A 24,882-nucleotide genomic window follows, 5' to 3' on the forward strand; every position below is an offset into this window, starting at 1 on the left:
GGCCGCAGCCGAGGGCTGCGGCCTCCTCTGCGTGCGGGCCGGTCGATTTCCGTTCACGTGATGACGACACGCACTCCGGGACAGCTGTGCATCAGGCGTACGACGTCCTCGGGCCGGGTCGTCGGGTCGTCGCCGTCGAGGACGAGCAGAGTGCGGGCCGGGTCGGGCGGGGCCGGCAGTGCGGTGTCCCGGGGCAGCGGGGCGAGCCACACCACCGGGGCGCCCTCCCGCTGCCACAACCGGGTGATGCGGGCGGCGAGTTGGCGCCGCTCGCCGCGAGTGCGTGCGACGTCCGCGGCGGACCCGCCACCGCGGACGGCGCCGCGCCGGGCCAGTTCCTCCAGCCGGGCCCGGGCGGCACGCGACATGCCAAGTTGTTCGGCGAGCAGCCGGACCGTGCCCTGACGGGGTGCCAGGCAGCGCCCCGACTCGAGATCCCGCACGGTCCGGACGCCGACCGTGGCGAAGTCGGCGAGCTGCTGCTGGGTCAGCCCTGCCCGCACGCGTTCCGCGCGCAGCAGCTCGCCCAGGGTCTCAGCCACGGGTCGGCACCCTCCGCCCGTGCCGGGCGGCGAACTCGTCGGCCGTGCGGATCGTGGCCGTACTGTTGGCGCTCAGGGCGTTGCGGACGAAGTCGCGGGCATCCGCCACGGTGGCCCCGGCACCGAGCACCTTCGCCACGTTCTCGGGGTTGATCACCACCGTGTGACGGGAGGTCACCAGACCACCGGACGCCAAGCGCTTGAACGTCCACTCGCCGGTATGCACGGACATCAGCAGCGGCGGCTGGAGCTGCTTGTAGACGATGCGGTGCGGCGGGAGACAGACGCGTACCGAGCGCGTCGTGTGCACCGAGCCGTCCTTGGTCCGGGTGTCCATCTCCAGCAGCTGCACGTCCAGCGTCGTCTCCGTCAGCGCGGCGCGGGCGACGTGCGGGATGCGCTCCGCCCAGCGGTCGCCCTCGCGGATGAAGGAGTACACGTCCGCCGGGTCGGCGGCCACGGGCACGGTGTCCTCGAAGGTCAGGGCGAGACGGTCGTCGTCGCCTCCGGTTCCGGCGCGTTCGGCGGCCGCCTTGAGCGCGGCCAACTCCGAGCCGCTGTTCCGGTCGACCGCGCGGGTGATCCAGGCCAGGTGGTCCGGGTCGTCGTCGACCGCGTGGAAGTCGTGCAGCAGCCGTACCCGGCAGCTGCCGCCCGGCAGTTCCTCGATGATCCACTCGCCGCCCATGCCGCCCACGGGCGGCTGGGACACCTCCTGGCGGAACCGCACCCGCAGTCCCACGGCGTCCAGCTCACGGCGCGAGGTCCAGGTCTTCACCTCGCCGTTGGCGGTGGCCCAGATGCGGATCCGCTCGGCGGACGGGGACTGCTCCAGGTGCTCGACGTGGACCGTGGGCGGAAAGACGCGCGGCCATGCTTCCACGCCCGCGACCAGGTCGTAGACGGTCCGGGCCGGGGCGGCGACGTCGACGCGGTGCTCTGTCTGATGGGTCCCGGGTGTGCTCATGCGTGCCCTCTCCTCTGCTCGTCAGTAGTTGCCCAGGCCGCCGCAGACGTTGAGCGCCTGGGCGGTGATCGGCGCGCCGGCGTCGGTGACCAGATAGCCGACGAAGGCGGCGACCTCCTCGGGCGTCGCGTAACGGCCGAGCGGGATCTTCGCCTCGAACTTCTCCAGCACCGCGTCCTCGGTGGTCTGCCAGAAGTCGGCGTAGCCCTTGCGCACGCGCTGGGCCATCGGCGTCTCCACATAGCCGGGGCACACCGCGTTCACGGTGACGCCGGTCTTGGCCAGCTCCAGGCCCAGCGCCTTGGTCAGGCCGACCACACCGTGCTTGGAGGCGGAGTAGGGGGCGCCGTAGACGACGCCCTGCTTGCCGCCGGTGGAGGCGATGTTGACGATCCGACCCCAGCCCTGGGCCAGCATGCCGCCCTGCTTGAGCACCGCCCGAGTCACTCGGAACACGCTGGTCAGATTGGTCTCGATCACGTCCGACCACAGCTCGTCGGGGATGTCGGCGGTCGCACCGCCGCCGCTGCGCCCGGCGTTGTTCACCAGGATCCCGACCGGCCCGAAGCGCTCCACGGCGGCGGCGACCAGCTCCCGTACGGCCGCCGGATCGCGCACGTCGCACACCCGGCCGTCCGCCTCCACCCCCTCCTCGGCCAGCTGTTTCACGGTCCGTGCCACATCGTCGGCCGTCCGGGCACAGAGGAACACCGGCGCGCCGGTCCGGCCGAGCGTGCGGGCGGTGGCAAGGCCGATGCCGCTCGTCGCGCCGGTCACGATCGCGGTCCTGCTCGGTGCGTCCGACATGCGTCCTCCTCTGGAAGGCGGCGTCCGCCGGGCGGCGGACCCGTCCGAGTCTGCCGACGGGCACTCGAAGGCCGCTCGATACACGGTGGTTGATCGCTCACGCCGTGTGTCGGATGCCCTACGCCTGCGATAAAGTCGCCGCCTGCGCGCTGCCGAGACCGCCTGGAGGGGGGATGGACCGGGAGCCCCGGCTGCGGCTGCTCTCCTCGATGGATCTGCACGGCGTACTCCACGACCCGGAATTCCTCGAGTTCCTCTTTCAGCGGCTCGAGGACCTGTTGCTGGGGGCCGCGCCCCGTCGCGGCACGCTGCTTCGGTGGCCGGCCCGGACGGTGTGGCCGGGACCGGGGACGCGCGGGCTCTGGACGCTGCGGGCACGGCTGGCCCACGCGGTGCGCGCTGCGGGGAGCCGCGGCGAGGTACGACCCGACGAGTTCTGGATCTCCACCGAGGACGGGGCGATGACGGCGGTCGTCGGCCCGCGGGTCGTGCGCAGTTGGAGTGCGGCGGTGCCCTCCGGCCTCGCCGCTCGCTATCTGGCGCCCGCCGCTGCCCGCTCGCTCGGTCTGCTGGGCACCGGCGAACACGCGCGCGCGACCCTGCGGGTGCTGACGCAGGCGCTGCCGTCGATCTCGGTGGTACGGGTGTGCGCGGCCGACCTGGAAGAGGCCCGCGCCTTCGCCGGCGCCGCCGCCCGCCTGGCGGACGTGCCGGTCGTGCTGGCGGAGGTCACGCCGCGTGCCGTGGTACCGCGGTCGGACGTGGTGGCCGTGGTTGACGACGTGCCGTTGGACCCGGCCTGGCTGGTTCCCGGGTCGCTGCTGATCAGTCACCGTCCGCTGCCCGATGCGGTCGTCTCGGTCTGCCGGCGTGTGGGGGTGGCGTCGCACGGGTCGCGAGCCCACGGCCGGGACGGGCACGCGACGGTCGCCGGGATCGCCCGCGGAGAGGAGCGGGCGCGCGACGGTCGGGCCGAGGTCGCGCTGTACCAGTTCTCCGAGATCGACGGCTGGGACACGGTGCTCAGGGAAGCGGTGGTCTCCTGGTCACACCGGAGAGGTGTCGGCCGTCCGCTGTGACCGGTCTTCCTGGCCGGTCTCCTTGTGGCCGGTCTCCACGTGGCCGATCTCCATCTGGCCGGTCTTCCTGTGATCGACCCGCAGATGATCGATCTAGTGTGGACAAAGTTCCGACTTGACCGTTTCTTGAGGGTGTTCCGAGAGGTCTGTAGCACGTTCGTGGGGATCTCGTCCCGCCCTGTGACGTGACCACTGCGATAGGGGGAATACGTGCGGTTGGGTGTCCTGGGTCCGCTGACAGTGGTGTCTTCGACGCACGTTCCCTCCTGCCGGGGGCGTGACATCAACAGGGCGCCGAGCGCGCCCAAGCTGCGCAGCGTGCTGACCACGCTGCTGGTCAACGCCGACCGGGTCGTGCCGGTGCCGAGCCTGATGCGGGAACTGTGGAACGACACGCCGCCGAGCAGCGGCCCGACGACGCTTCAGACCTACATCCTCGCGCTGCGCCGACTGCTCTCGAAGGTGACCGGCATGTCCACCGCCGTAGTCTCCCGGGAGGTGCTCGTCACCCGGGCGGGCGGCTACCAGCTGCGCACCGACGGCGCCACGCTGGACGTGCACCGCTACCAGTCGCTGCTGGCCGCCGGTCGCACCGCGCTGATCAACGGCGACGACGAACAAGGGGTGTCCCTGCTCGCCGAGGCCCTCGCCCAGTGGCGTGGCCCCGCTCTGGTGGACGTCCCCATCGGCCCCGTGCTCGAGTCCAAGCGCCGCCAGCTGGAGGTCTCCCGCCAGGTGATGCTGGAGTACCTGGTGGACGCCCAGCTCAGGCTCGGCAGCTACGGCGAGGTGCTGACCGAACTCGCCGCGCTCACCGCCGAGTTCCCCCATCAGGAGGGCATGCACGCCCAGTACATGCGCGCCCTCTATCTCTCCGGGAGGCGCTCCGAGGCGCTGGAGGCCTTCCAGCGGCTGCGCGGCGGCCTGGTGCGGGAACTCGGCCTGGAACCCGGCCCCCTCGTGCAGCAGCTGCACCGGGCCATGCTCGACAACCGCGCCGACGTCGTCGCGCAGCTGCCCACCCAGCGGCCCAGGGGCGAGATCGTGGGGTCCTCGGCATGGGGTGGCGACCGGGACTACTGACATGACCCGAGCCGCGCCCGCCGACGTCCCGGGCATCCTCGCCGCCGAGCCCGCCGTGGTCCTCGCCGCTCGCCTGACCGGCCTGCTGGGCGCGGCCGGCAGCGCGCTGGACCGGTCCGCCGACATGCTCCGGCTGCCGTCCGGCGGCCATGTGTACACCCCGGGCCGGCACGATCCGCATCTGTACCTGGTCCGCGCGGGACGGGTGAAGACCGCCGCCGTCACCCGGCAGGGCCGCACGTGTCTGCTGGACATCCACGGCCGGTACGACATCTTCGGCGAGTCCTGCCTGCTGGAGCCGGTGCGGGACACCGAGGCCGTGGCGATGGCCCCGAGCGAACTCGTCCGTATCCCGCTCGCCGCCTTCCTGGACGCCCTCGCCACGGGGCCGGCGTACGAGGAGTCCCTGCGGTTTCTCGTCGGCAGACTGGCCGAACAACGGCAGCGCATCACCCAGTTGGTCACCAGGACCAGTGAACAGCGGCTGGCCACCGTACTGTTGGGACTGTCGCGCAAGCTCGGTGAGGGGCACGAGCGGCACCGCCGCATCGACCAGCGGATCACCCAGGAGGAACTGGCGCAGCTGGTGGGCACCACCCGGTCCCGTGTCGGTCACTTCCTCAAGAAGTTCCGCGCGGGCGGCCTGGTGCACCGGGCGCCCGGTCACACCCTGATCGTCGATGAACCGCGGCTGCGCGCGTACGCCGAGACGACGGGGAGCTGACCGGGCGCGTACGGCCTCACACCGGTGTCACCCGCACCGGCAGGTTCTTGGCGCTCAGGATCGCGAACGGATGGTGGAACCGGCCCTCGCCGGCCACCTCGATCCTGCCGTACCGCTCGAACAGCTGCCGGAGCGCGATACGCGTCTCCAGCCGGGCCAGCCCCGCGCCCAGGCAGAAGTGGATGCCGTGCCCGAAGCTGAGGTGCGGGTTGGGTCGGCGGCGTACGTCGAAGCGGTCCGGGTCGGCGAACTCGGCCTCGTCCCGGTTGGCCGAGACCAGCCACAGCGCGAGGATCTGCCCCTCCGGGACGGTCCGGCCGCCCACGGTGACCTCGGTGGCGGTGCGCCGGGTCAGCCGGGGAAGCGGCGGATGGAAGCGGAGCACCTCCTCGATGGCCAGGGGCAGCAGCTCGGGGGCGGCCCGCACCTCGGCGGCCGCCCGCGGGTGGCGGTCCAGCTGGAGGACGCAACTGCCCAGCAGCGCCGCGGTGGTGATGTGACCGGCGGTCAGCAGCAGGGCGATCATGCCGACCAGGTCCTCGTCGGTCAGCCGCTCCCCGTCCTCGCCCCCCTGCGCGTCGGCGGCCTCGACGAGCCGGGCGGTCAGGTCGTCGTACGTCCCCCGGCGGCGCCTGTGGATGTGCTCGAAGAGGTAGGCGGTCATCTCCTTCACGGTCGGCGTGAGCGTGTCCACCGCCTCCTGCGAGGAGGTCAGCTGCGGTTCCTCCTCGTCGAAGGGGAAGAACTCCTCCGCCCAGCCACGGAACAGCTCCCGGTCGCCGCCCGGGATGCCGATCAGTTCGGCGATCACCATCACCGGCAGCGGATAGGCGAGTTCGCCCACCAGGTCGAAGGCGTCCCGCCCGGCCAGGCCGTCGAGCAGATCGCGGACCATCACCTCGAGCCGTGGCTCCATCGCTGCGACGGCACGCGGGTGGAAGGCCTGGGCCACCCTGCCGCGCATCAGCCGGTGCCGCGGGCCGTCCATGTTGACGAAGTTGCCGCGCTGCACCAGCTCCAGCTCCGGCGTGCTGGCCACCAGGTTGCCCAGGTCGGCCAGGTAGCGCGGCGGGTCCTTCAGGATGGCTGCGATGTCGGCGTACCGGAAGATCTGCCAGGCCTCCTGGCGCTCGTCGTAGTACACGGGGTCGGCGCCGCGCCGATGCCGCGCCCAGTCGGTCAGTTCGGCCATCGTCGACGGGAGCGGCTCCGGCACCGTCGGCCGTGCCGTGGTCTCGTTGCTGGTCAGGTCAATCCCTCCCCGGGCGGACAGCTGGTGGTCGCCAAGTCGCTGTGAAGCTACGCGCGACGGCTCGAAGGTCGCTCGCAGACGGCCGGTGGAGGGCGGAACGAGGGGCTTAAAGCGGTCCTCAAGCCCGTTGTGAGTGCCGCCGCGCACCGTGGAAGCCGCAATCCGGCCGCAGTGCCGGGAACCGGATGTTCGCGGCAGTGAGGGGATCGGGGATGCCGTCAGGAACGGAGATCACGTTTCTCAACCGCTTCACGGTGCACGCCCCGCCCGAGGAGTTCGAGCGGGCGTTCGCCGACACGGTGGCGTTCTTCGTGGGCCGGCCGGGTTTCCTGGATCACGTTCTGGTCCGTGAACTCGGCCGCGAGGACGCCTATGTCAACATCGCCCGCTGGACGGACGAGGAGTCGTTCCGTGCCGCGCTGCGGCACCGGGACTTCGTGCCGCACGCCAGGGCACTGCGCGCGCTGAGCACCAGCGAGCACGCGCTCTACCGCACCCGGCTGGACGGCCGCCGATGAGCCGGCGAGCCGTCATCACCGGGATGGGCGTGGTCGCCCCGGACGCCATCGGCACCAAACAGCTGTGGGACCTGCTGTCCACGGGGCGTACGGCCACCCGGACGATCTCGTTCTTCGACCCGTCGCCGTTCCGCTCCCAGGTGGCCGCCGAGTGCGACTTCGACCCGCTGCGTGAGGGCCTGTCCCAGCAGCAGGCGCGGCGCCTGGACCGGGCCGCCCAGTTCGCCGTGGTGTGCACTCGCGAGGCCCTGACGGACAGCGGCCTGGAACCGGCCGCCGCCGACCCCGGCCGGCTCGGGGTATCCATCGGCAGCGCGGTCGGCTGCACCATGAGCCTGGAGACCGAGTACGCGGTGGTCAGCGACGGCGGCCGGCTGTGGAACGTCGACGACGGCTACGCCGTGCCGTACCTGTACGACTACCTGGTGCCGAGCTCCATCGCGACCGAGGTGGCCCGTGAGACGGGCGCCGAGGGGCCGGTGTCCCTGGTGTCGACCGGCTGCACCTCGGGCCTGGACGCGGTGGGCCGGGCGGTGGAGCTGGTGCGTGAGGGCGCCGCGGACGTGATGATCACCGGCGCCACGGACGCACCCATCTCGCCGATCACGGTGGCCTGCTTCGACGCCATCAAGGCCACCACGCCGCGCAACGACGACCCGGGGACCGCCTCCCGGCCGTTCGACCGCAGCCGCAACGGCTTCGTGCTCGGCGAGGGAGCGGCGGTGTTCGTGCTGGAGGAGCGCGAACACGCCCTGACCCGCGGAGCGCACATCCACGCCGAGGTCACCGGGTTCGCCTCACGTTCCAACGCCTTCCACATGACCGGGCTGCGCCCGGACGGGGCGGAGATGGCCGAGGCGATCCGCGCCGCGCTGACACAGGCCCGTACGGCACCCGAGGACATCGACTACATCAACGCGCACGGCTCCGGCACCAAGCAGAACGACCGCCACGAGACCGCCGCGTTCAAGCGCGGACTCGGCGAGCACGCCCGCCGGGTGCCGGTCAGCTCCGTGAAGTCGATGATCGGGCACTCGCTCGGGGCGATCGGCTCGCTGGAGATCGCCGCCTGTCTGCTCGCCATGCGCCACGGGGTCGTCCCGCCGACCGCCAACCTGCACGAGCCGGACCCGGAGTGCGACCTCGACTATGTGCCGCTGGTCGCCCGGGAGGCCCGCCTGGGCACGGTGCTCAGCGTGGGCAGCGGCTTCGGCGGCTTCCAGAGCGCGATGGTGCTCTCCGGCGCCGAGGGCGGTCCGGCGTGAGCGGGACAACGGTCGTCACCGGCCTGGGAGTCGTGGCACCGACCGGTCTGGGCGCCGAGCGGCACTGGCAGGCCACGCTCGCCGGGCGCAGCGCCGTCGGACGGGTCACGCGCTTCGACCCGGGCCGCTACCCCAGCACGCTGGCAGGGGAGGTCGGGGACTTCCGGCCCCAGGAGCACCTGCCCAGCAGGCTGCTGCCGCAGACCGACCCCATGACCCGACTCGCCCTGGTCGCCTCCGACCTGGCGGTCGCGGACGCGGGCACGGACGTCGGTGCCGACGGCGGCTACGGTGTGGGCGTCGTCTCGGCCAGTTCGGCGGGCGGATTCGCCTTCGGCCACAACGAGTTGCACAAGCTGTGGAGCCAGGGGCCGGAGCATGTGAGTGCCTACCAGTCCTTCGCCTGGTTCTACGCGGTCAACACCGGCCAGATCTCCATCCGGCACGGCTCGCGCGGCCCCAGCGGGGTGCTGGTGACCGAGCAGGCGGGCGGTCTGGACGCGGTCGGGCAGGGGCGCCGCCACGTCCGGCAGGGTGTGCCCGCAGTCGTGGTCGGCGGGGTCGACGGCTCGCTCTGCCCCTGGGGGTGGGTGGGCCTGCAGGCGAGCGGCCGGCTCAGCCGGCGCGCCGATCCCGCGCGGGCCTACCTCCCCTTCGACGCGGACGCCAACGGTCACGTGCCCGGCGAGGGCGGTGCGTTGTTCGTGCTCGAGTCTGCCGCGTCGGCCGCCGCGCGCGGGAGCGTCCCGTACGGCGAGATCGCCGGATACGCGGCGACCTTCGACCCGCCGGCCGGGTCGGGCCGGCCGCGTACGCTGCGCCGTGCCGCGGAACTGGCCCTGGCGGAGGCCGGTTTGGAACCGTCCGGCATCGGCGTGGTGTTCGCCGACGCCGACGGCAGCCCGGAGGAGGACGCTGCCGAGGCCGAGGCGCTGCGGGCCCTGTTCGGCTCGTACGGCGTGCCCGTGACCGCGCCGAAGACGATGACCGGTCGGCTCGGCGCGGGCGGGGCGGCGCTGGATCTCGCCACCGCGCTGCTGACGCTGCGGGAGGGCGTGATCCCGCCGACGGTGCACGTGGCCCGCCCCGCACCCGCGTACGAGCTCGACCTGGTCCTCGCGCCGCGCCCGCTGCCGACCCCGGCCGCGCTCGTCCTGGCGCGCGGATACGGCGGGTTCAACGCGGCGATGGTCGTCACCCAACCAAGGCAGGGGGCCTTGGGGCCCCGACAGGAGGACAACACAGATGAGCCGACTCACCCTCGACGGACTCCGGAGCATCCTGCTCGAATGCGCGGGCGCGGATGAGAGCGTCGACCTCGACCGGGACATCCTCGACATGGAGTTCGCCGACCTGGGCTACGACTCGCTGGCCGTCCTGGAGACGGTGAGCCTGATCCAGCGCCGGCACGGGGCCGCGCTCCAGGACGACGTCGTCCTGGAGGCCCGTACGCCCCGTGACCTCATCGACCTGACCAACAAGGCTCTCGCCGAGAGCCGCTGACGCGGCGCGCACGACCACCGGTGCCGGTGCCCATGGGTCGGGGCACCGGCACCGGTCTGTGCAGGGGCGGCAGCGGTCAGCGGGCGACGGTGGCGAGGACGTAGCGCACCGGCACCTCGATGCGCACCGGACCGTCGCCGTCCCGCAGCGCGTCCAGGGCCGTGATCAGCCGCTCGCGCAGGGCCCGGGCGTCCGCCGCGGACAGGTGTTGCCAGAGCAGCCGCATGCCCTGGGTGTGCGACCAGTCCACCCAAGCCTCGCCGGAGACGGCCACCATGTCCACCGGCTCGTCGACGACGTCCACCTCGGTGAAGCCGGCGTCCTCCATGGTGCGGCGCAGATCCGACGCGTGCTCCAGCCAGCTGTTGAACCGGCGGCTGAGCGCCTCCGGCTGCCAGGCGGGCGGCAGCGAACGCAGCAGTTCGCGCGGGATCAGCTCGGTGAACAGCGGGGGCAGGAAGGGAAAGGTGTCCGCCGTGAACACCGGGCTGCTGAAGGCGATCCGCCCGCCGTCGTCGAGGAGCGCGGCGTAACGGGCCAGGGCCGCCGGCGCGTCCGGCATGAAGATGACGCTGTAGCCGCCGACGATTCGGTCGAAGGAGCGCTCCGGCAGGTCCGGGCGCTCCCCGTCCATGACCCGCGCCTCGGCGTGGCCGAGACCCCGCCGGGCGATCTCCGCGGCGACCTCGGCGACCATCGACTCGGCGATGTCGATGCCGAGCACCCGGCCCAGCGGGCCCACGCGTTCCGCCGCCGGGAACAGGCCGGCGCCGCGGCCGCAGCCGATGTCCAGTACCCGCTGACCGGCCGCGGGCGCGGCGAGTTCGGTCAGCCGCCTGCCCATCGGGGTGAAGAACTCCACGCCCAGCCGGTCGTACTGCGCGGCGGCCCGGTTGAACGCGCTGGTGACCTCGGCCTTGTACGTCGACGTATCCACGTTTCCTCCTCAACGGGCCCTCGACGGGCGCCTCGACGGACGGTGGAGGAAATCATCACAAGCAACTCCCGAAGGGGCCTCGCAGATTACTCGAGTGATTCTCGAAGACGGCTCGAACAGCGCTTGAATTTCACTGCAGAACAACTTGGCCGGGTCGCGGAGGGTTGTTGCGGACGGATCGCTCCAGAAGAATTCACCCCATTCCGAAAACTCCGCGCCAGGAGGGCAGATGAGTCGCAACATCGAAGCCGTAGAGCGGATGGTCAAGGCGTACAACACCGGGGACGTCGATGACGTGGCCGAGTACATCCACCCGGAATATCTCAATCCGGCGTCTCTGGAGCACATGGACCTGCGCGGCCCCGAGGCGTTCGCCATGGCGGTCAAGTGGCTGCGTGCCACCTTCTCCGAGGAGTGCCGCCTGGACACCGTACGGCTCGAGGAGCGTGGCGACTGGGTGCGCGGTCACCTCGTCCTGTACGGCCGCCACGTCGGCGAGCTGGTCGGCATGGCGCCGACCGGACGCCGATTCTCCGGGGAGCAGATCCATCTGATCCGGCTGGTCGACGGCAAGATCCGCGACCACCGGGACTGGCCCGACTACCAGGGCACCTACCGGCAGCTCGGCGACCCGTGGCCCGAGCCGCAGGGCTGGCGGCCGTAGCGCAGGGCGGCGGACGCGCAAAGGGGCCCTCCCCCGGGGGAGGGCCCCTTCGGCACGCCGGCGCCTCAGCCGCTGACGTTCACGTCGGCCGCGCACTGGGCCTGCCAGTCCAGGGTGCTGCGGATGTCCAGGGGCTCGAGCTGGATGCTGACCCTGGTCTGCGGCTCCAGGGCGAGCTCGTCGTGCTCGGGCATCTGGTAGCGGTCGTTGAGCCGGGCCAGGTGCTCGTCCGCGCCGTCCTCCGAGGCCCGCACGAGGGCGGACTCCACGTGTACGACCCGGGTCATGTCCTTCGGGTCGATCAGCAGCAGGGACGCCCGGCCCTCGCGTTCGAGGTGCTCCAGCCAACGGGAACCGCGGAAGCTGTTGAGCCAGAAAAATCCGTCGCGGAACTCGAACCAGGCCGGGTCCATCTTCACCACGCCGTTTCGGCGTTTCGTGCCGACGATGATCGGCATTACTTCCTGGAAGAACTTGAGATTCGCCTCGCTGATCTGCTCTGCCACGTCATGCCTTTCGTTCGAGAACAGTACGGCGCACCCATCGTGCCCGCCCTGTCCATGGCCGCGCAATACGCAATCCTGCAATGCGGTATGGGTGTTTGTGCAGCACCCGGGATTTCATCGAAATCCCATCGTTTCTCAAGTGGACCGGGCAAGGGTGGGGTTGTCGCTCACACAGGAGGTGGCCGTGCGAATCGTGGATCTTTCGTCGCCGGTGGACGCGTCCGGCCACGAGCCGGATCCCGTCGTCCACGAGGTGCTGACGCCTCGTCAGGGGGCGGTGCACATGAGCACCGAGATGCGGGAGCACTTCGGGATCGAGTTCGACCCCGACGAGCTGCCCGAGGGGGAGTTCCTGTCCCTGGACCGGCTCACGCTCACCAGTCACACCGGCACCCATGTCGACGCGCCCTCGCACTACGGGTCGCGGGCCCACTACGGCGACGGGGTGCCGCGGCACATCGACCGGATGCCGCTGGAGTGGTTCATCGGCCCGGGTCTGGTCCTCGACGTGACCGGACAGGGGACGGGCGCCGTCGACGCGTCCCACCTGGACAAGGAGTTCGAGCGGATCGGCCGAGTGCCGGACCCCGGTGACATCGTGCTGCTGCACACGGGGGCCGACGCATGGGCCGGTACGCGGCGGTACTTCACCGACTTCACGGGGCTGGACGGCACCGCCGTGCACCGGCTGCTCGACCTCGGTGTCAAGGTCATCGGCACCGACGCGTTCAGCCTGGACGCCCCGTTCGGCGACATCATCGCCCGCTACCGGGCCACCGGCGACCGCTCTGTGCTGTGGCCGGCCCACTTCGCGGGCCGCGAACGCGAGTACTGCCAGGTGGAACGGCTGGCCGGCCTCGGCTCCCTGCCGCCGTACGGCTTCACGTTCTGCTGCCTGCCGGTGAAGATCGCCGACGCCGGCGCGGGCTGGGCGCGCGCGGTGGCGCTGTTCGACGAGTGACGGTTCGACCCGGACACCAGGGGAGCGGAGAGGGCTCGATGACCGAGCAGACAGCACAGCGGACAGCGCGCCGAACCGCGCCCGAGCCCGACGGCCCCACGGCCGCCGTGCCCAGCGGGGCGGGAGACGTGGGTGGCGCCGGGACTCTCGATGCCGCATTCGCCGCCTGGGCGCGGCGGCAGCCGGAGGCCTGTGCGCTGGTGTGGCACGAACGGCGGGTCGGCTACGGCGAGTTGCTGGACGCGGCCGACGCGCAGCGCGACCGCGTCGCCCGGCTGCCGCTGCGCCCCGGCGAACCCGTGGGCGTGCACGCCGCCAAGTCGCCCGAGGCCGTCGCCCTGGTGCTCGGCTGTCTGGCCGCGGGCCGTCCCGTGGTGCTGCCCCCCGCCACTCTGCCCGAGGCCACACTGCGGGTGCTGTTCGCCGCCGTCGGCTGCCGGTTCGTCCTCGGACCGGACGAGGTCGCGACCATCGAGCCCGCTCCGGCACCCGGCCCCACCCCACCGCCGGGTACGGGCTTCGTGCTCACCACCTCCGGCTCCACCGGCACCCCGAAGACCGTGCCGCTGACGGCAGACGCGGTGCGCCGTTTCACGGCGTGGGCCGGTGACCGTTTCGGCATCCGCCCCGGGCTTACCGTGCTCAACCACGCCCCCCTCAACTTCGACCTGTGCCTGCTCGACGTATGGACCACACTCGCGCACGGCGGCACCGTACTGCTGTGCGACCCGGCGCACGCGGCCAACGGCCGGTACCTCGCGGAGCTGATCCGCAGTGAGCCCGTGCACCTGGTGCAGGCCGTGCCGATCGTCCACCGGCTGCTGATCGAGGCCGCCGGCGACCGGCCCCTGGCCGGCGTACGCCATGTCGTCGTCACCGGGGACACCCTGCCCCGGCGGGACGTGCTCCGGCTCCCGGACCTCTTCCCCGGCGCCCGGCTGTACAACGTCTACGGCTGCACCGAGACCAACGACAGCTTCCTGTACGAGATCGACCCCGCCCGCCTTCCGGAAGGCCCCCTCCCGCTGGGTGACCCGCTGCCCGGCGTCGGCACGCTGGTGCGCACCGACGACGGCACCGAACTGGCGGGCCCCGGCCGCGGCGAGCTCTATGTGTCGACCCCGTTCCAGAGCCCGGGTTACCTCACCGCGTCCGAGGGCGCCGCCGCCCGCTTCGGCCCGCACCCGCTGGACCCGGCCGACGGTCGCCGCTGGTACCGCACCGGCGATCTGGTGGAGCGCGGCACGGACGGGCACCTCAGACTGCGGGGCCGCGACGACTTCCAGGTGAAGGTGCGCGGCACCCGCGTCGACCCGCAGGACGTGGAGCGCGTCCTGCTGGAGCATCCGGACGCCGCCGAGGCCGCCGTGCTGGCGGTCCCGGACGAGCCGGGCGGCCACGCTCTGCTGGCCGTGGTCCGCCGCACCCCGGGCAGTGACCTCAACTCCCTCGTGCTGCGCGGCCACTGCGCCCGGCGCCTGGTCCCCGCGGCCATCCCCGCGACCCTGCGCGTCACCGACGCACCCCTGCCCCGCACCTCCACCGGCAAGGTCGACCGAACAGCGCTGAACCGGGCCTGAAGACACCCGGCATGACGACACGAACAGGAGCCCCAGTGCGCCACGAACAGATCATCACCCGGTTCGTCATCGACGAGTTCCTGCCCGACGTCGAGGCGAACGCCCTCGACCCGGAGTACGACCTGATCGGCGGGGGCGTCATCGACAGCCTGGGCCTGCTGAAGGTCATCGCCTGGCTGGAGCACCGCTTCGGCCTGCAGGCCGACGAAGTGGAGCTGGACCCGGACTCCTTCCGCACGGTCCGCGCCATCGACGCCTTCGTCGCCCGTGCGGCGGCCGACGGCGCGGCGGACGGCCCGGACCGGTCCGGTGCCGAGGCCGTCACCGCGGAGACGAAGTAGCCGTGCACGACCTGCTGACCGCCCTGCTCGACGCCCGGGAACCGGTGCCGGACGAGGCGTGGAACGCCTTCTGGCACCGGCTCGACACCGGCCGCGCGGACCGGGCCGAAGCCGTCGCCGTACTGGCGTCGCTCACCACCCGGCTGCCGGAGCCCGCGACGGTGTCCGCGATGCTGCGGACGCTGCGGGAACCGGACGAGGAGGGCCGGTCGGCCCCGCTCGCCGCCGTCGACGTCGTCGGCACCGGCGGCGGCCCCGGCACCTTCAACATCTCCACCGCGGCGGCCTTCCTCGCGGCCGCGACAGGCGTGCCGGTGGTGAAGACCGGATCCCGCGCCTACACCAGCCGGTACGGCTCCGTGGACCTGCTGGAGCGGCTCGGCATCCGGCTCACCCGCTCGCCCGAGGAGACCGCCGGGGCACTGGACCGCTTCGGCATCGCCTTCGCCGGCCCCTTCGTCTTCCCGCGCCGGCTCACCCGGCTTGCCCGGCTGGTCCTGCCGTGGGACATGCGGGTACTGGGGCGGGCCTTCAACCCGCTCGGCCCGTTCCTGTCCGACCTGCCGGTGGCGGCACAGTTCACCGGCGTCTCCGACCACACCCTGCTGCCCCTGCTGCGCCGCCTCGCGGTCGACCGTGTCGGCCGGGGCGTCTGGCTGTGCACCAACGAGCACGGCGCCGACGAGCTGCTGTCCATCGCCGACAACACCGTCCACCCCGCCGAGGGCCCCCCGGGCACCTTGTCCCGCCGGGCCCTCGGGCACGCCCCCGGCACCCTGGCCGACCTGCGCCCGGTGGAACGCGACGACGCGCTCGTCCCGCACTTCCGGCAGGTGCTCTCGGGCGCGGCGGCCCCGGCGGTCACGCAGACCGTGTGCCTGAACGCCGCCGCCCTGGCCGTGTTCTCCGGCCGGGCGCCCGACTGGCGCCGGGCGCTCACCGACGCGTCCGACGCCCTGGTCGACGGCGCGGCGCTGGCTCTGCTCGACCGCCTGCGCACGGCCGCGCCACACCGAAGGGCCGGGGTGAGCGCCCGAGGCCGACAGGAACCTCCCCGTCCGGAACGGCCAGAGCCGGCCGGCGCCCTCCGTTCCGGGTCGGAGGAGGGCGGGATCGCCGAGCCGTCGCGACGGACGGCGACAGCGGTGCCGGCACCTCCCGCCCGCCCGAAGCCGGGAGCGGGGAATGCGGCGCCGGGCGCACAGGGACCGGGCACCGGCTCCGAACCCCGCCCCTTCTTCTCGCGGGTGACCGCCGACCGCCCCGGGCTCGCGTTCTTCCTCAACGCCGGCGATCCGCCCCTCGACGCCCTCCCCGACGTGGTGGCGGCGCTCGACGAGGCGGGCGTCGACTGCCTGGAACTGGCCGTGCCCTTCCCGGACTCCGTCACCGACGGCCCGGTGGTGCGCCGCTCCGCGAACCGGGCCCTTGCCGCCGGAACCGGAGTCCAGGACGTGCTGGACGCGATCGCGGCCCTGCGCGGCGGACGGCACAGGCTGCGCATCGCACTGCTGGCCGACTGGGCGCACACCGTACGCCCGCTGGGGCACGACGACTTCGCCCGCCGGGTCGCCGACTGCGGGGCCGACGCCGTCCTCGTCCACGGGCTGCCGCCCAGGACCCGCCCGCACCATCTGCGGGCCGCCGCGGCGGCCGGGTTGCCGGTGGTGACGACCTGTTACGCGGCCTCGGAGCGCACAGTACGGCAACGGGTGGCCGCCGAGGCCACGGCGTACCTCTACCTCGTGGCCGTCCGCGGCCGCAGCGGCAGCCGCCCGGCCGACGGCTACGCGACGCTCGCGCCCGTCGTGGCGGAGCTGAAGAAGACGTCCGCCGCGCCCGTCGCGGTGGGGTTCGGCGTGCGCTCGCGCGCCGATGTGTCCGCGCTCGCCCGCACCGGCGCGGACGCCGTGATCGTCGGCAGTGCCGCCGTCGCGGCAGTGGAAGAGGCACTCGACGCCGGGCGCGACCCAGTCACGGCCCTCGCCGGGTACGCCGCACAACTGCACCGACAAGGACCACTGGAGCAGGAGGACACACCGTGATCATCCGACACCTTGACGAGGTGACCAGCGTCGACTGGGGCAACGGCCTCAGCCGCAGGTTTCTGCTGGAGACCGACGGCATGGGCTATTCGGTCACCGACACCATCGTGCGTGCGGGCACCAAGTCCAGGCTGGAGTACCAGCGCCATCTGGAGGCCTGCTACTGCATCGAGGGCAAGGGCGCCGTCGTCGACGCCGAAGGCACCACCCACCCCATCCGGCCGGGCACGCTCTACGCCCTCGACCAGCACGACCCCCACTTCCTGATCGCCGACCCCGACCAGGACCTGCGTCTGGTGTGCGTGTTCACCCCGGCCCTGGCCGGACACGAGCGGCACACACTGGACTCGGTCGAGTTCTCCCGGTACTAGGCGCGGTGGCGGGCGATGATCTGGAGCGAGGAGCAGCGAGCCCTGCGTGAGGGTCTGCGCCCGTGGCTCGATGTGATCAACGGCGATCACATCGAGCGCGACGCACGGGCGGAGTTCCCGGCCGGGCACTGGCGCACGCTCGCCAAGACCGGCCTGATGGGCCTGCCGATCGAGACCTGCTGGGGTGGGCTCGGGCAGGACCTGGCGACCACCATGTACGTCTTGGAGGGGATGGGTGAGCAATGCCGTGACGGCGGCCTCGCCTTCTCGCTCACCACCCATCTGGTGAGCACCGGGATCGCCCTGCAGCGCTTCGCGGCACGGGAGTTGAAGGAGCGGTACCTGCCGTCCGTGTGCTCGGGCGAGCGCATCGGGGCGCACGCGATCAGCGAGCCGGAGGCCGGCTCGGACGCGCTCGCCCTGCGCACCACGGCCGAACGCGACGGCGACACCTATGTGCTGCGCGGCACCAAGGCCTTCGTCACCAACGGACCGGTGGCCGACCTGTTCGTCGTCTACGCCCGCACGCGCGCCGACGCCGGCCCGCTCGGCCTCACCGCGTTCCTCGTGGAGCGCGGCACACCCGGTCTGAGCTGCGGCCCGCCGGTCGGCAAGATGGGCCTGCGCACCTCCCCGCTGGGCGAACTCGTCCTCGACGACTGCCGCGTGCCCGCCACGCACACCGTGGGCCGCGAGGGTGCCGGCTTCCTGGTCCTCGACCACGTGATGAAGTGGGAGATCCTGTGCTCCTTCGCCGTCACCGCCGGTGAGATGCGGCACCGCGTGGACCGCTGCCTGGAGTACGCCCGCACCCGCACCCAGTTCGGGCGGCCCATCGGCTCCTTCCAGGCGGTCGCCCACAAGGCCGTTGAGATGGAGACCGGGGTGCGCACCGCCCGCAAGTGGCTCTACGACACCGCCCGCGACTTCGCCGCGGGCGAGAACGTCACCACCGACATCGCCATCACAAAACTCCTCGTCAGCGAGGCCAACGTGGCCTCGGCACTCGCCGCGGTGCAGCTCTTCGGCGCCAACGGCTACACCGCCGAGTACGGGTTGGAGAAGGACCTGCGCAACGCCGTCGCCGGAACGATCTACTCCGGAACCTCCGAGATCCAGCGCAACCGCATCGCCTCGATGCTCGGCCTGTGAGCGACGCCGTTCCCACGGCGCACGGAAGGGAGAAACACCCATGGCCGCCCCGCAACTTCCGCTCGCCGAAACGGAGTTCCTCGACCACACCAGCGCCGAGGTGCGCCGTCTCGTCGCCTCCGCCGCGGCCGACGGCACCCCCGTCGAACGGGCGGTCCGGCTCTACCACGCCGTGCGTGACGGCATCCGCTACGAGGTCTACGGCGCCGATCTGTCCCGGGCGGGCCTGCGCGCCAGCAGCGTGCTGCGCCGGGGCAGCGGCATGTGCCTGCACAAGTCGGTGGTGTACGCGGCCGCGCTGCGCGCGGCCGGCATCCCGAGCCGCCTGGTGCTCACCGACGTACGCAACCATCTGGCCTCACCCCGCCTGCTCGACCTGCTGGGCGGAGACGTCTTCCACCAGCACTGCCTCACCGCCGTGCACCTGAACGGCCGCTGGCTGCGCGCCACTCCGGTGTTCAACCGCACCCTGTGCCGCCTGTACGGCATCCCCGAGCTCGCCTTCGACGGCACCACCGACAGCGTCCACCACGCCTACGGCAGCGGCGGCGCCCTGCGCATGGAGTTCCTGCGCGAGCACGGCGAGTTCGACGACCTGCCCTACGACTTCGTCCTCGACGACCTGCTCCGGGCCCACCCGCGGCTGTTCGACGCCCCCGGGGCGACCACGTTCGTGCGGGGCAGTCTGGCGGCCGAGGCATGACCCCGCCTCTGGTGAAGGCCTGCGGTGCCACCACCGGCACCGAGGTCGAGGGCCTCGCCGCCGCCGACCTGGTCGGCCTGTGGTTCGGCGTCCCCGGCGGCCGGTCCGACCTGACCCTGGTGCAGTTGCGTGAACTGGCCGGGCGCGCGGGCGTGCGTCCCGCCCCGGTGCTGGTCACCCTGGCCAGGGACCCCGGCGTCCTGGCCGCGGCCCTGCACCGCACGGGCGTGCGCTGGGTCCAGCTGCACGGCCATCAGCCGCCGTCCCTGGTGCGGGCGCTGAAGCGGAGCTGTCCGGCGACCGTGATCAAAGCGCTCCATCTGCGCGGCCGTGACTGCCTGGAGGACGGACTCATCGACGCCTACGAACGCGCCGGGACCGACTGCTTCGTGTTCGACTCCGCCGCCCCGGACGGACGCCTCGGCAGCACCGGACTGCCGCCCGACCCGGACGCCGTGCTCCGGCTGGCCGACCGGATCCGGCGCCCGTTCCTGCTCGCCGGCGGCATCACCGCGCACAACCACACCGCCTACGCCGCGGCCGCCGCCCACCCGCGCTTCCTGGGCGTGGACGTCGACACCGCGGCCCGCGGCCCCGACGGCCTGCTCGACGGCGAGCGGGTCGCCGCCGTCGCCCGCGGCTGGCGCGGCACCACTGCCCGGGCGACGGAACACACGGAACAGGAAGTCCCACGATGACCACGGACTTCACCGAGGCGCTGCTGAGCGCGGACCGCCCGGTCGTGATGGAGATCAAACCGGCCGACGGCAATGGCACCGACCTGCTGGGCGGCCGCCCGGTCGCCGAGGTCGTCGCCGCCTACGAACGGGCCGGAGCCCCCTGTCTGTCCGTGGTGACCGGCCGCTGGTTCGGCGGTGACGAGCAACTCCTCGCCGAAGTGGCGGGCCGCACCCGGCTCCCGCTGCTGCGCAAGGACTTCGTCACCCGCACCGCGCACATCTCCCGTAGCCGGGAACTGGGCGCCTCCGCCGTACTGCTCACCGCCCGGCTGCTCACCCGCGACAGCCTGCGCGCCCTCGCCGAGGAGTGCCTGCGCCAGGGCCTGACCCCGTTCGTCGAGGTGAGCGACGCCCACCAGGCCGCCGCCGTGCCGTTCGGGACCGAGTCGGTCGTCGCGGTGGCCAACAAGGACATCACCGACCGGGAGCGCGGCCCCGCCGACCCGCCCGCCGGTACCGCCCTGCTGCCCGCCGTACGGGCCACCGGAACCCGCTGCCCGGTCAGCGCCAGCGGCATCGCCTCCCCGGCCCAGGCGGCCGGCCTGCTGCGTGCCGGGTTCGCGGGCCTGCTCATCGGCACCGCCCTGCTGCGCGGCGGCCACCCGGACGACTGGCTCGCCGAGTTGGACCGGATCCGGCACGAACCGGCGGTACGGACATGAGGCCGGCACTGTCGCTGCGGGCCGCCCTGGCGGACGTGCGCCGGCGCAGCCCGGGGCGGCTGCACGAGCACACCGAGCCGCTCGGCACCGACGACGTGGCGGCCGACTTCGCCACCCGCCACGCCGGCGTCCCTGCCACCGGCCGTACCGCCCCGGAGGACGTCGTCGTCCACCGGCAGGTGACCGGTCACCGCCACCCTGTGCTCCTCGGCCTGTACGGCGACGAGCGCCGGGTCCGCGCCTGGCTTCCCGGACTGCCCGAGCGCACCGATCCGCGGGTGGCCGCACGCCTCCTGGCCGCGGCCCGGCCGCCCCAGCAGGTGGCCGACCCACCGTGCGCATGCCTCGACGCGACCGGCGAGGGCCTCGGTGCGCTGCCGGTGCTGCAGACCACCCCGCGCGACGCCGGACCGTATCTGACCATGGGCCTGCTGTGCGCCCCCGCAGCGGACGGCGGCCGGCCGGTGCTGTCCGTGCACCGCATGCTCGTCCTCGACGACAAGCGGCTGACCGTGTGGATGGTGCCCGGTCGCAGGCTGCGCGCCCTGTACGAGGAGACCGTGGCGCGCGGTGAACGGCTGCCCGTGACCGTCAACATCGGCGTGCCGCCCGCGGTCATGATCGCCTCGGCGCTGAACGCCCGCTTCCTGCCCGCCCATCTGGGCAAGCTCGATGTCGCCGGCGCCCTTGCCGGCGCGCCCGTCACGCTCGGCCGGCCGGCGAGCGGGACCTCGGCGGTGACCCTCGCGGAGAGCGAGATCGTCGTCGAGGGGCACCTCGACGGCACCACCGCCCCGGAGAGCCTCGCGGGGCCGCCCCGCGGCTCCCTGCCGGAGTTCCTCGGCTACGACGGCAGCGCCCGCCCCGACCTGCCCGTGCTCACCGTCACCGCGATCACCACCCGCGAGGCGCCGTTGTACCAGGCGTGCATCGGGCCCGGCCGCGAGCAGTCGGTGATCCTCGGGCTGGCCGGCGCGCTGTCGGTGGCCCTGTCCCTGTCGGACGGGGCCGGTCCCCACCTCGTCCACGACCTGCACTTCTCGCCCGCCGGCGGCGGCATGCTGCTGCTCACGGTCGCCGTGCGCAAGCGGAGCCCGGCCGACGACGACGCGCTCGGTCCACTGGCCCGCCGCATCCTGACCGCCCACCCCTTCGTCAAGCTCGTGGTGTTCACGGACGACGACATCGACGTCGCCGCCGCCGAGGACGTGCTGTGGGCCATGACCACCCGGGCCAACCTCGGCACCGACGCCATCACCCTCGACGGTTTCCGCCCCCTGGGGATGGACCTCTCACAGGGCGAGGCGTGGACGGCGGAACGCGGGCCCGGTGGCAGCGGCCGGACCTGGATCGACGCCACCGCACCCTTCCGGCTGCGCGACCTCGTGCGCCGCAGCTACTGAGACCCGGGAGCGGGGGAAAGGCCCGGCTACTATGGGCCGTGATGGCAGCCAAGGACTCGACCAACGTGCACAGCGGCAGCGGTGACCCGGTGCGCAGCCTCGCGCTGCTGTGGCGCACCCAGAACCGCCGCCCCGCGCGCAACGCCCGACACGACCTGAGCGTCGACAAGATCGTCCAGGCCGCCGTCGAGGTCGCCGACGCCGAGGGCGTGGGCGCGCTGTCCATGCGCCGGGTCGCCGAGACCCTCGGCGTGGGCACGATGACGCTGTACACCTACGTCCCCGGCAAGGCCGAGCTGATCGACCTGATGCTGGACAGCGCCTACGGCGAGGCCGCCAGGTCCACGGAGGGCCGGGGCGACTGGCGGGCCCGGCTCGAGCTGGTCGCGCGCGAGAACCGCGCCCTGTTCCACCGTCACCCCTGGATGCTCCAGGTCGGCATCAGCCGCCCCCCGCTGGGCCCGAACGCCATCGCCAAGTACGAGTACGAGCTGCAGGCCGTGGACGGGATCGGGCTCAGCGAGATCGAGATGGACACGGTCGTCAACCTGGTCATCGGCCACGCCGACACCACCGCGCGCCGCTCCGTCGAGGCCGCCTTGGCCGAGAAGGACTCCGGCATGACCGACGAGCAGTGGTGGCAGGCGCACGCTCCGCTGCTCACCACGCTGATGGACTACAGCAGGTACCCGCTGGCCGCGTCCGTCGGCCAGGCGGTCGGATCCGCCCACGGCCAGGCCTACGACGCCTCGCACAACTTCGAGTTCGGGCTCCAGCGCATCCTCGACGGCATCGAGGTCCTCGTCGCCGCCCACCGCGAGGCGGACGACTCCGCCACCTGAGCCGCCGGTACCTGCCCGTCAGGGGCGGTCGTCGCGGGTGACCCGGCGTTCACTGATCCGCAGGCCGCCGTCGGCGGGGTCGCGCACCAGCACGTCGTACGTCACGCACATCAGGTGCAGCCGGGGCTGCTCGCCCCGCGTGGTGGCGACGATCTGGGCGTAGGACCGCACCTTCACCGCGCCGTCCGGCTCCGGCGCGGGCTCGACGTCCAGGGACAGCAGCAGGTGCCGGTGCTGCTCGCCCCGTTCGGTCAGCTCCGCCCGGGCCCGTCGCGCCCCCTCGGCCAGTTCGGCCCGGCCCCTGATCGGCCGCGGTGCCGACGGCGGCGCGAACACGCCGTCCTCGGTGAAACCAGCCGCCCAGTCCTCGGCGGCCCCGGAGTCCAGCAGCCACATGTGCCGGGCGTAGAACTGCTGGACCTCGGCGTAGAGCGCCGCGAACTCCGGTGCGGAGGCGGTCCGTTCGGATCCGGCCTCGGCCTGTACCGTCATGTGCGTTCCTTCCCCTTGTCCGCTGATGTGCGTTGTCCGCCGATGTGCGGGTCGATGGGTGTCACGGGACCAGGACGAGCTTGCCGAGCGTGCGCCTCTCCATCAGCTCGGTGATCGCGGCCGACGCCTTGGCCAGCGGATACGCACCGGCGATCGCGGGACGCAGCACGCCCTCGCCCACCAGGCCGAACAGGGCGGCCAGGTCCTCCCGGAAGGCGTCGCCGGGACGCACGTAGTACTGCGTGGCGCGGCGGCCGCCAGTGAGCCCCAGCAGAGCGCGCAGCTTCCAGCCCAGCACTCGGCGCATCGCCGGCACATGCGGCCGGAACCACTGTCCCGGCTGGTAGCCCTCCACCGAAGAGTCGAAGGACACCAGCGTGCCGCCGGGGGCCAGCAGCGACCAGCCGAGGTCCAGGCTCTTGCCCCCGATGTGGTCGAACACCGCGGCCACCCCCTCCGGGGCGAGTTCGCGCACCGCGGCCCGCAGGTCGCAGCGGTAGTCCAGCGGCTCGGCCCCCAGGGCGCGCAGGGCGTCGTGCTTGCCCGGCGACGCCGTGCCGATCACCCGCGCGCCGTGGTGCACCGCGAGCGAGGTGAGCAAGGTGCCGACGCCGCCGCCCGCGCCCTGCACCAGGACCGTCCGACCGGGGCGCACCCGGGCCCGCCGGTGCAGCATCTGCCAGGCCGTCACGCCGTTGCACACCAGCGAGACTGCGGTGGGCGCGTCGAGGTCCTCGGGCACCGGCGCGAGCCCGCCCGCCGGCACCGCGACGTACTCCTGCCAGGCCCCGGCCCGGGGCATCGCGGCCACCCGGTCGCCGACCCGATGCCCCGTCACCCCCGGGCCGACCGCGGCGATCCGCCCCACCAGGTCGTAGCCCGGCACGGCCGGCAGCCTGGGCGGGAACGGGTGCAGGCCCTGGAGCAGCTGGACCTCGGCGAAGGAGATACCGGCCGCCTCGACGCGGACCACCACCTTGCCGCGCCCCGGGACGGGACGGGCCGCGCGCCGCAGCCGGAGCCGGTCGGGACCGCCGACCCCGGTCAGTACGACCTGGTCCATCGTCTGTGTGCTCGTACTGCTGGTGTCCGTGCTCATGTCCGCCCTCTCGGCTGTCTCCGCACATGGCTGTCGTCCGCGCTGCCTTCCACGCCCTCCCGCGCGGGCGGGATCCGGCGCGGACCGGCCATCGCCGATGCCCCTCGGTCCGCGCCGGGCCGTGTCTCATACCTCGGCGGGCACCATCTCGAGCGCCTTGAGCATCGGCAGATAGTTCATGACGTCCCAGTGCTCGACGACCTTGCCGTCCTCAAAGCGCAGCTCCTCGACGATGTGCCACGACACCTTCCTGCCGGTCGGCTCCAGGTCGCCGAACTGCCCCTTGTGGGTGGCGGTGACGGTGATCCGCAGGGTGACCCGGTCGCCCTCGGCGATGATGCTCCTCACATCGAGGTGCAGATCCGGGAACGCCTGCAGACCGCCCTCCATGCGGCGGATCATCTCGGGCGTGTCGACCGGCTCGTCCTCCGAGTAGTGCACGACGTCGTCGGCCCAGTGGTCGATGATCCCCTTCAGCTCCCACCGGTTCCAGGCCGCCACCATCGCCAGGCACTTCTTCTTGTTCTCTTCCAGGTTGTTCTCTGCCAGTTCCGGCATGACGTGGGCTCCTCCTCGCGCGACTGGGCCGTCGGCATGCGGCCGACGTGTCCGCCCCAGCTTTGCGAGGTGCCCTCGAGGGAGCC

At 72.7% G+C, this 24,882-nt stretch carries 28 protein-coding genes; 19 read left to right on the plus strand and 9 right to left on the minus strand.

Annotated elements, in window-relative coordinates; translation table 11 throughout:
• Positions 1–53: 53 nt before the first annotated feature.
• The 3 genes from AB0N07_RS42265 to fabG are packed head-to-tail and all read right to left on the minus strand — an operon-like array spanning position 54 to position 2,316.
• Positions 54–542 carry a helix-turn-helix transcriptional regulator gene (locus AB0N07_RS42265; RefSeq protein ID WP_365844716.1) on the minus strand — a complete coding sequence of 163 codons (489 nt, stop codon included), beginning with the start codon at positions 540–542 and terminating at the stop codon, positions 54–56.
• Positions 535–1,509 carry an aromatase/cyclase gene (locus tag AB0N07_RS42270; RefSeq protein ID WP_365844718.1) on the minus strand — a complete coding sequence of 325 codons (975 nt, stop codon included), beginning with the start codon at positions 1,507–1,509 and terminating at the stop codon, positions 535–537. The genes AB0N07_RS42265 and AB0N07_RS42270 overlap by 8 nt, the downstream gene beginning before the upstream one ends.
• A gap of 21 nt (positions 1,510–1,530) precedes the next feature.
• Positions 1,531–2,316: a 3-oxoacyl-ACP reductase FabG gene (gene fabG / locus AB0N07_RS42275; protein WP_365844720.1), complete on the minus strand. Its 786-nt coding sequence runs from the start codon at positions 2,314–2,316 to the stop codon at positions 1,531–1,533.
• A 173-nt stretch (positions 2,317–2,489) separates the two neighbouring features.
• Between fabG and AB0N07_RS42280 the strand changes: the two genes are divergently transcribed.
• The 3 genes from AB0N07_RS42280 (at position 2,490) to AB0N07_RS42290 (ending at position 5,202) form a co-directional block, all read left to right on the plus strand.
• Complete coding sequence (locus AB0N07_RS42280) at positions 2,490–3,395, plus strand: hypothetical protein (RefSeq protein ID WP_365844722.1); 906 nt, start codon at positions 2,490–2,492, stop codon at positions 3,393–3,395.
• Positions 3,396–3,638: 243 nt separating this feature from the next.
• The gene (locus AB0N07_RS42285) at positions 3,639–4,478 is read left to right on the plus strand and encodes an AfsR/SARP family transcriptional regulator (RefSeq protein WP_365844724.1); all 840 of its coding nucleotides are present in this window, start codon (positions 3,639–3,641) and stop codon (positions 4,476–4,478) included.
• 1 nt (position 4,479) lies between these two features.
• Complete coding sequence (locus AB0N07_RS42290) at positions 4,480–5,202, plus strand: Crp/Fnr family transcriptional regulator (protein WP_365844726.1); 723 nt, start codon at positions 4,480–4,482, stop codon at positions 5,200–5,202.
• A gap of 16 nt (positions 5,203–5,218) precedes the next feature.
• On the opposite strand, the gene AB0N07_RS42295 is transcribed toward AB0N07_RS42290, so the two are convergent.
• Positions 5,219–6,418 (minus strand): cytochrome P450, encoded by a 1,200-nt coding sequence (locus AB0N07_RS42295; protein WP_365844728.1) that lies wholly within the window; start codon positions 6,416–6,418, stop codon positions 5,219–5,221.
• A 248-nt stretch (positions 6,419–6,666) separates the two neighbouring features.
• Here AB0N07_RS42295 and AB0N07_RS42300 point away from each other — a divergent pair, with 248 nt between their 5' ends.
• The 4 genes from AB0N07_RS42300 to AB0N07_RS42315 are packed head-to-tail and all read left to right on the plus strand — an operon-like array spanning position 6,667 to position 9,740.
• Positions 6,667–6,972: an antibiotic biosynthesis monooxygenase family protein gene (locus AB0N07_RS42300; RefSeq protein ID WP_365844730.1), complete on the plus strand. Its 306-nt coding sequence runs from the start codon at positions 6,667–6,669 to the stop codon at positions 6,970–6,972.
• Positions 6,969–8,237 (plus strand): beta-ketoacyl-[acyl-carrier-protein] synthase family protein, encoded by a 1,269-nt coding sequence (locus tag AB0N07_RS42305; protein ID WP_365844732.1) that lies wholly within the window; start codon positions 6,969–6,971, stop codon positions 8,235–8,237. The genes AB0N07_RS42300 and AB0N07_RS42305 overlap by 4 nt, the downstream gene beginning before the upstream one ends.
• Positions 8,234–9,544, plus strand: coding sequence for a beta-ketoacyl synthase N-terminal-like domain-containing protein (locus AB0N07_RS42310; RefSeq protein ID WP_365844734.1), 1,311 nt, complete (start codon positions 8,234–8,236; stop codon positions 9,542–9,544). Before AB0N07_RS42305 ends, AB0N07_RS42310 begins: the two co-directional genes overlap by 4 nt.
• Positions 9,483–9,740 carry an acyl carrier protein gene (locus tag AB0N07_RS42315; protein ID WP_365844736.1) on the plus strand — a complete coding sequence of 86 codons (258 nt, stop codon included), beginning with the start codon at positions 9,483–9,485 and terminating at the stop codon, positions 9,738–9,740. The genes AB0N07_RS42310 and AB0N07_RS42315 overlap by 62 nt, the downstream gene beginning before the upstream one ends.
• Positions 9,741–9,816: 76 nt before the next feature.
• Here AB0N07_RS42315 and AB0N07_RS42320 read toward each other — a convergent pair whose 3' ends face one another.
• A complete protein-coding gene (locus tag AB0N07_RS42320) occupies positions 9,817–10,677 on the minus strand; it encodes a methyltransferase domain-containing protein (protein WP_365844738.1) in 861 nt (286 codons plus the stop codon).
• Positions 10,678–10,906: 229 nt separating this feature from the next.
• On the opposite strand from AB0N07_RS42320, the gene AB0N07_RS42325 reads away from it, so the two are divergent.
• Positions 10,907–11,341, plus strand: coding sequence for an ester cyclase (locus AB0N07_RS42325; protein WP_365844740.1), 435 nt, complete (start codon positions 10,907–10,909; stop codon positions 11,339–11,341).
• 65 nt (positions 11,342–11,406) lie between these two features.
• On the opposite strand, the gene AB0N07_RS42330 is transcribed toward AB0N07_RS42325, so the two are convergent.
• Positions 11,407–11,847, minus strand: a complete 441-nt coding sequence (locus tag AB0N07_RS42330; RefSeq protein WP_365844742.1) for a pyridoxamine 5'-phosphate oxidase family protein — start codon at positions 11,845–11,847, stop codon at positions 11,407–11,409.
• A gap of 184 nt (positions 11,848–12,031) precedes the next feature.
• On the opposite strand from AB0N07_RS42330, the gene AB0N07_RS42335 reads away from it, so the two are divergent.
• Genes AB0N07_RS42335 through AB0N07_RS42385 form a run of 11 tightly spaced genes read left to right on the plus strand, consistent with a single transcriptional unit; the run spans position 12,032 to position 22,647 of the window.
• Positions 12,032–12,808, plus strand: a complete 777-nt coding sequence (locus tag AB0N07_RS42335; protein WP_365844744.1) for a cyclase family protein — start codon at positions 12,032–12,034, stop codon at positions 12,806–12,808.
• Positions 12,809–12,846: 38 nt separating this feature from the next.
• A complete protein-coding gene (locus AB0N07_RS42340; protein WP_365844746.1) occupies positions 12,847–14,388 on the plus strand; it encodes an AMP-binding protein in 1,542 nt (513 codons plus the stop codon).
• A 35-nt stretch (positions 14,389–14,423) separates the two neighbouring features.
• A complete protein-coding gene (locus AB0N07_RS42345) occupies positions 14,424–14,729 on the plus strand; it encodes an acyl carrier protein (RefSeq protein ID WP_365844747.1) in 306 nt (101 codons plus the stop codon).
• Positions 14,730–14,731: 2 nt separating this feature from the next.
• The gene (trpA, locus tag AB0N07_RS42350; RefSeq protein WP_365844749.1) at positions 14,732–16,774 is read left to right on the plus strand and encodes a tryptophan synthase subunit alpha; all 2,043 of its coding nucleotides are present in this window, start codon (positions 14,732–14,734) and stop codon (positions 16,772–16,774) included.
• Positions 16,771–17,145 (plus strand): ectoine synthase, encoded by a 375-nt coding sequence (locus tag AB0N07_RS42355; RefSeq protein ID WP_365844751.1) that lies wholly within the window; start codon positions 16,771–16,773, stop codon positions 17,143–17,145. The genes trpA and AB0N07_RS42355 overlap by 4 nt, the downstream gene beginning before the upstream one ends.
• 15 nt (positions 17,146–17,160) lie before the next feature.
• Positions 17,161–18,297 (plus strand): acyl-CoA dehydrogenase family protein, encoded by a 1,137-nt coding sequence (locus tag AB0N07_RS42360; protein ID WP_365844754.1) that lies wholly within the window; start codon positions 17,161–17,163, stop codon positions 18,295–18,297.
• A gap of 40 nt (positions 18,298–18,337) precedes the next feature.
• Positions 18,338–19,000 (plus strand): transglutaminase family protein, encoded by a 663-nt coding sequence (locus AB0N07_RS42365; protein WP_365844756.1) that lies wholly within the window; start codon positions 18,338–18,340, stop codon positions 18,998–19,000.
• Positions 18,997–19,698, plus strand: coding sequence for an N-(5'-phosphoribosyl)anthranilate isomerase (locus AB0N07_RS42370; protein WP_365844759.1), 702 nt, complete (start codon positions 18,997–18,999; stop codon positions 19,696–19,698). Before AB0N07_RS42365 ends, AB0N07_RS42370 begins: the two co-directional genes overlap by 4 nt.
• Complete coding sequence (locus AB0N07_RS42375) at positions 19,695–20,402, plus strand: indole-3-glycerol-phosphate synthase (protein ID WP_365844761.1); 708 nt, start codon at positions 19,695–19,697, stop codon at positions 20,400–20,402. The genes AB0N07_RS42370 and AB0N07_RS42375 overlap by 4 nt, the downstream gene beginning before the upstream one ends.
• On the plus strand, positions 20,399–21,805 hold the full coding sequence (locus AB0N07_RS42380) for a UbiD family decarboxylase (RefSeq protein ID WP_365844763.1): 1,407 nt from the start codon (positions 20,399–20,401) through the stop codon (positions 21,803–21,805). The genes AB0N07_RS42375 and AB0N07_RS42380 overlap by 4 nt, the downstream gene beginning before the upstream one ends.
• A 41-nt stretch (positions 21,806–21,846) precedes the next feature.
• A complete protein-coding gene (locus tag AB0N07_RS42385; protein WP_365844765.1) occupies positions 21,847–22,647 on the plus strand; it encodes a TetR/AcrR family transcriptional regulator in 801 nt (266 codons plus the stop codon).
• An 18-nt stretch (positions 22,648–22,665) separates the two neighbouring features.
• On the opposite strand, the gene AB0N07_RS42390 is transcribed toward AB0N07_RS42385, so the two are convergent.
• The 3 genes from AB0N07_RS42390 to AB0N07_RS42400 all read right to left on the minus strand — a co-directional run bounded on the left by AB0N07_RS42390 (position 22,666) and on the right by AB0N07_RS42400 (position 24,796).
• On the minus strand, positions 22,666–23,139 hold the full coding sequence (locus AB0N07_RS42390; RefSeq protein WP_365844767.1) for a nuclear transport factor 2 family protein: 474 nt from the start codon (positions 23,137–23,139) through the stop codon (positions 22,666–22,668).
• Between the two features lie 61 nt (positions 23,140–23,200).
• Positions 23,201–24,238, minus strand: coding sequence for a zinc-binding dehydrogenase (locus AB0N07_RS42395; RefSeq protein ID WP_365844770.1), 1,038 nt, complete (start codon positions 24,236–24,238; stop codon positions 23,201–23,203).
• 126 nt (positions 24,239–24,364) lie between these two features.
• Complete coding sequence (locus AB0N07_RS42400; protein ID WP_365844771.1) at positions 24,365–24,796, minus strand: ester cyclase; 432 nt, start codon at positions 24,794–24,796, stop codon at positions 24,365–24,367.
• Positions 24,797–24,882 lie beyond the last annotated feature (86 nt).

Source organism: Streptomyces sp. NPDC051172 (genome assembly GCF_040682555.1).
Lineage (GTDB): Bacteria > Actinomycetota > Actinomycetes > Streptomycetales > Streptomycetaceae > Streptomyces.